At 63.0% G+C, this 5,291-nt stretch carries 4 protein-coding genes; all 4 read left to right on the forward strand.

Features of this window, described 5'->3' with window-relative positions; genetic code table 11:
- Nucleotides 1-1,669 (forward strand): Ig-like domain-containing protein (locus HU811_RS24450; protein WP_263642030.1); only part of this gene is annotated, 1,669 nt, incomplete at its 5' end.
- Nucleotides 1,670-1,709: 40 nt separating this feature from the next.
- Nucleotides 1,710-3,221 carry a TolC family protein gene (locus HU811_RS24455; RefSeq protein WP_186658561.1) on the forward strand — a complete coding sequence of 504 codons (1,512 nt, stop codon included), beginning with the start codon at nucleotides 1,710-1,712 and terminating at the stop codon, nucleotides 3,219-3,221.
- A 15-nt stretch (nucleotides 3,222-3,236) separates the two neighbouring features.
- Complete coding sequence (locus HU811_RS24460; protein WP_186658563.1) at nucleotides 3,237-4,019, forward strand: aspartyl/asparaginyl beta-hydroxylase domain-containing protein; 783 nt, start codon at nucleotides 3,237-3,239, stop codon at nucleotides 4,017-4,019.
- Nucleotides 4,007-4,963 (forward strand): sulfotransferase family protein, encoded by a 957-nt coding sequence (locus tag HU811_RS24465; RefSeq protein ID WP_186658564.1) that lies wholly within the window; start codon nucleotides 4,007-4,009, stop codon nucleotides 4,961-4,963. The genes HU811_RS24460 and HU811_RS24465 overlap by 13 nt, the downstream gene beginning before the upstream one ends.
- The last annotated feature ends 328 nt before the right edge of the window (nucleotides 4,964-5,291 follow it).

Raw genomic sequence — 5,291 nt, forward strand, 5'->3', positions numbered from 1 at the left:
GGACCTGAGCGTTGCCAACGGCACTCTGAGCGCTGTCAGCAGCAACGATGGCGGCCTGACTTGGACCGCGACCTTCACGCCGACCCTGGGTGTGACCGACGCCACCAACCTGATCAGCCTGGACAACACCGGGGTCAGCGATGCGGCTGGCAACGCCGGGACAGGCTCCACCGATTCGGCCAATTATGCGGTCCAAACGCAGGTACCGACTGCTACGATCGTGGTGGCCGATAACGCACTCACGGTGGGGGAAACCTCACTGGTGACTATTACCTTTTCGGAAGCGGTCAGCGGCTTCGACAATGCCGACCTGAGCGTGAGCAACGGTACGCTGAGCAACGTCTCGTCCACCGACGGCGGCATCACCTGGACGGCCACGTTCACCCCGACGACCAGCATCACCGATACCAGCAACCTGATCAGCCTGGACACCAGTGGCGTGGTCAACGCCTCGGGTAACAGCGGTGTGGGCGTGGTGAACTCCAATAACTACGCCATCGACACCGTTCGCCCCGGCGCCACCATCACCTTGGACGACACCCGCCTGGGCATCGGCCAGAGCACCACCGTGACCATCAGTTTCACCGAGGCGGTGTCTGGTTTCGACCTGTCGGACCTCAGCGTTGCCAATGGTGTGTTGTCCAACCTGATCAGCAGTGACGGCGGCCTGACCTGGACGGCGACCCTGACACCTACCGCTGGGGTCAGCGACGCCACCAACCTGATTCTGCTCGACAGCAGCAACGTGCAGGACATTGCCGGCAACGCCGGCGTGGGGATCGCGATCTCTGCCAACTACGCCCTTGACGCCACCCGCCCGACCGCAACCATTGTCGTCGCCGACCCGAACCTGAGCGTGGGCGAGACGACCCAGGTGACCTTCACCTTCAGCGAAGCGGTGACGGATTTCGACCTGTCGGACCTCAGCGTCACCAACGGTGAACTGACCAACCTGAGCACCAGCGATGGCGGCAGGACCTGGACGGCAACGTTCACTCCAACGGTGAACCTCACGGACCCGAGCAACTTCATCGCCCTGGACACCAGCAACGTCAGCGACCTGACGGGCAACGCCGGAGCAAGCGTGGCGGTGTCCAACAACTACGCCATCGACACCGTGGTGCCCAACGATGTGAAGCCACCGCCGGAGTTCCTGACGTCCGACCCTATCACGGTCGTGCCGCCTTCCGAGGTGCCGTTGCAACCGATCGTTTTTACACCGCCAACCGGTGACCTCGGCTCGCCGCTGGGCTTTCCACCGCTGTTTGAACAACGGGACGTGGGCGGCGGCATTCGGCCGATCGGCGACATCTTCATCAACCGTGGCGCATTGGCTCCGAGCTACATCGCCCAGGTATTCAGCTCCGACGCGGCGGGCGATGGCTCCGGCCAGGGCTTCCTGGGCTTCGGTGGCGGCGATGGCGGGGTGTTCGGCAGCAGCACGATTTCGGGTCTGTTCAATCAGGACACCGGCTCCGACGGGGAAGCGCTGGACGCCTTCGACGATCGGTCGATGCAGGGCGGTGATGTGTCCCAAGGGGTACGCGGGGTATTCGGCGCACCAACCCTGGGCCAGCAACTGCAACACATCAAAGACACTGAGCAGCGTCAGGTCGACAGCCTGGCAATGGCATTGCAGCAGGTCGGCATGAGCCAGGCGCAGGCCTGAACAACTAAAAAAATTGGGGCAGCCAGGGGCAATCCAGGGAATGAATAGAAGTCAGAAGTTATTCGCAATGAGTGTGCTGGCGTTGACGGTCAGCGGATGTGCGGTCACCAGCGAGCCGATCGAGCGTAGCGTCAGCGAGCAGCGCGCCCAGACCGATCTGCAGAACATGTACAAGGATCAGGAGCCCCTCAGCGGCCCGCTGACCCTGCACCAGGCCATGGCTCGTGCGGTGAAGTACAACCTTGAAGGCCGCTTGAAGATCATGGAAGAAGCCCTGGCCAAGCGTCAGCTGGACCTGGCCAGTTTCGACATGCTGCCGCGCATGGCTCTGGACGCCGGCTACGTGGGCCGCAACAACGTCAGCGCTTCCAGCAGCCAGAGCGTCGAAACCGGTACCCAGTCTCTGGAACCGTCGACCTCCCAGGACCGCGACCGCGAAGTGGCCGACCTGACCATGGTCTGGAACGTGCTCGATTTCGGCGTGAGCTACATCAGCGCCAAGCAGGCCGGGGACCAGCGGCTGATCGTGCAGGAGCGTCGGCGCAAGGTCATCAACACCATCGTCCAGGATGTGCGTTCGGCTTACTGGCGAGCCATGGCCGCCGAGCGCCTGCTCAAGCAAATCGACAGCCTGATGGTCCGAGTCGATACGGCTCGCGGCAACAGTCAGAGCATGAGCGAGCAACGCATTGGCGACCCGGTGCAGGCACTGGGTTACCAGCGTTCGCTGATCCAGGCCACCCGCCAGCTCGAAGAGCAGCGCCGGGCGTTGTCCCTGGCCAAGACCGAACTGGCGACGCTGATCAACCTGCCCCTGGGCACCGAGCTGACCTTGGCCACCCAGGATGAATACGTCATCCCGGAACTCAAGGTCGACCTCGCGCGCCTGGAACAGGAAGCCCTGACCAGCCGCCCGGAACTGCGCGAGCAGGACTACCAGACGCGCATTACCGCCGCCGAAACCCGCAAGGCCATGCTGCGCCTGTTACCTGGGCTGGAATTCTCCGCTGGAGGGCATTACGACAGCAACTCGTTCCTGGTGGAGCAGGGCTGGGCTGACTATGGCGTGAAGGTCACCTGGAATCTGTTCAACGTGATCTCCGCCCCGGCGGCCATCAACGTGGCCAAGGCCGGTGAAGAGGTGGCGGCGGCGCGGCGCCAGGCCATGTCGATTGCCGTGCTGGCGCAGCTGTACGTGGCCAATGCCAATTACCGCGAGGCGCTGCGCCAGTTCAAGACCAGCCAGCAGTTGGCGGAGATTGACGGGCAGATCGTCGGTCAACTGCGTAACCGCCATCAGGCCGCCGGCTTGGGTGAACTGGACCTGATTCAGGGCGAACTCAATACGCTGCAGGCTGATTTGCGGCGGGATTTGGCCTATGCCGACCTGCGCAACGCCTACGGCCAGATCTTTGCCAGCGCTGGCCTCGACCCGTTGCCCGATGAAGTGCAATCGACCCAAGTGCAGTCGATTGCCACGGCGTTGGCCAACCGCGAAGCGGCGTGGGCCCAGGGCGATATCGTGGTGCCGACGGCAGCGGTGTCCCAGTAACAGGCCGCACGTAGGGTGCGCCCGGCGTTTTCCCGGCTGCCGGTAACGGTGAACCTGCCTTTGCTGTTGCAGGCACTGGCAGCCGTTGAGGACGATCATTGGCATGGCCACTTCAACAGCGCCTATTACAGCGGTGACTGGAGTGGCGTGGCGCTGATTTCGGCGGCCGATGCCTTGACCCCGCTGTCCCCAGGGCGCGGTCAGCCCGTGCACCGCGGGCCTTGGTTGGACGATGAGCGTTGGCACGAAGCGTTGCGCGACTGGCCGCTGGAGATCGTCTCGGCCCGGCTGCTGCGACTTGGGCCCGGTGGGTGCATCCACGAGCATCGCGATTATGACCTGGCGGGGGCGGACGCCGATCTGCGCCTGCACGTTCCACTGCTCAGCCCGCCAGGCGTGGATTTTTGGCTGGATGGGCAACGGATTCCGATGACCGCGGGTGAATGCTGGTTTCTCGACTTGTCGCTGCCTCATCGCGTCGATAACCACAGCACTCAGCCACGGATTCATCTGGTGCTCGATTGCCGCCCCAGCCCATGGCTGCAAAGGCAGGTGGCCGCTGGGTTGCTCAGCACACCGGCAATCGGGGCTGAGCGAAGTGATCTGCTGTGCTTTGAGCAACTCGTTGAAAGCGACCCGCAACTCGCCCGGACCTTGCAGAGTCTGCATGATGTGGAGGCTTTCATTGAGTGTGCAATCGCGATGGCTGCCGGACGGGATTTGCACTTTACCCGGGAGCAATTGCAGGCGGCCATGCGCAACGGCCGCCGGCAGTGGAGTGATCAGTGGAAGGCCTGAACCTGGATGGCTGGCTGCCGATCCGCGTGTGGCAAGCGGCGGGGCAGTGGCAGGTTGACTGGTGCTGGTTCGGTGATGCGCGATTGTCGCAACCGTTCTTCGGCGACGCGGTGGAGCAGGCCCTGCGGTTGCCTTTCAACCAGGCGTTCCGCCGCCAGACCCCTTTAAGTGTCCTGGACCAGTGGAGGCAACAAAGCCCGGGCCTGCTTCCGAGTGCATTCATCTTCCATGCCTCCCGCTGCGGCTCGACGTTGATTAGCCAGATGCTTGCTCAACTCAACGATCACATCGTCATTTCAGAGCCGCCGCCTCTGGATGCTCTGCTGCGCAATGCTATGCCGCACGCTGACCGGAGCATGGCGCTCATGGGGCTGATGTCGGCCTATGGGCAACGCCGCCGAGGCGTGGAAAAGCGCTTGGTGATCAAGCTCGACGCCTGGAACATCGGTGAACTGGCGCTGCTGCGCGAGTGCTTTCCCGACACGCCTTGGCTGTTCGTGTACCGCGACCCTTTGGAAATCGCCGTTTCCCATTTGCGTCGTCCCGGCATGCACATGGTGCCGGGGATGATCGGGCCGAGCGTGTTGGACGACGGATTGCCCTTCAGCGGCCAGGAAGATTTCGTCGCGCGCCGACTGGGACGGCTGTTGCAGGTGGGGTTGGAGCGCTGCCATGAGTTTGCCGGACTGACGGTTAATTACGCTGAGTTGCCTGATGCGATGGCAGGTCGGCTGGCAGCGTTTTTCGAACTCAATGACGACCAGCGCCGCCAAGTGTTTGCGATGGCGGGGCAGCATGCCAAGCAGCCGGGGCAGGCGTTTGCCGGTGATAGCGAGGACAAGCGTCGAGAGGCTTCGTCATTGCTGCGCGAGCGAGTGATGCATTGGGCGCAGGGGCCCTATGAGGCGCTCGAAACCTGGCGCGTTGGCCGGCATCAATGTTGACTGACCCTGCGCAATCGCGAGCAGGCTCGCTCCCACATTTGTTTTGTGTTGGTTTGAATATCCGCGACTGCCCCTCAATCTCTTGTGGGAGCAGAGCTTGCTCGCGAGGCGGCCTGACAGCCGGCCTGGCTCTCCCGGTTGTACGTCGATCAAACTGTGGGAGCGGGCTTGCTCGCGAAGGCGGCCTGACAGCCGGCCTGTCTCTTTCGGTTGTACGTCGATCAAACTGTGGGAGCGAGTCTGCTCGCGATGGCGGCCTGATAGCCGGCCAGGATTTGGTTGACTGGGTACATATCCGTTGCTGCGGTAACGGCTGCTTAGGGTTCCG

It is taken from the genome of Pseudomonas tehranensis (assembly GCF_014268615.1).
Taxonomy (GTDB): Bacteria; Pseudomonadota; Gammaproteobacteria; order Pseudomonadales; family Pseudomonadaceae; genus Aquipseudomonas; species Aquipseudomonas tehranensis.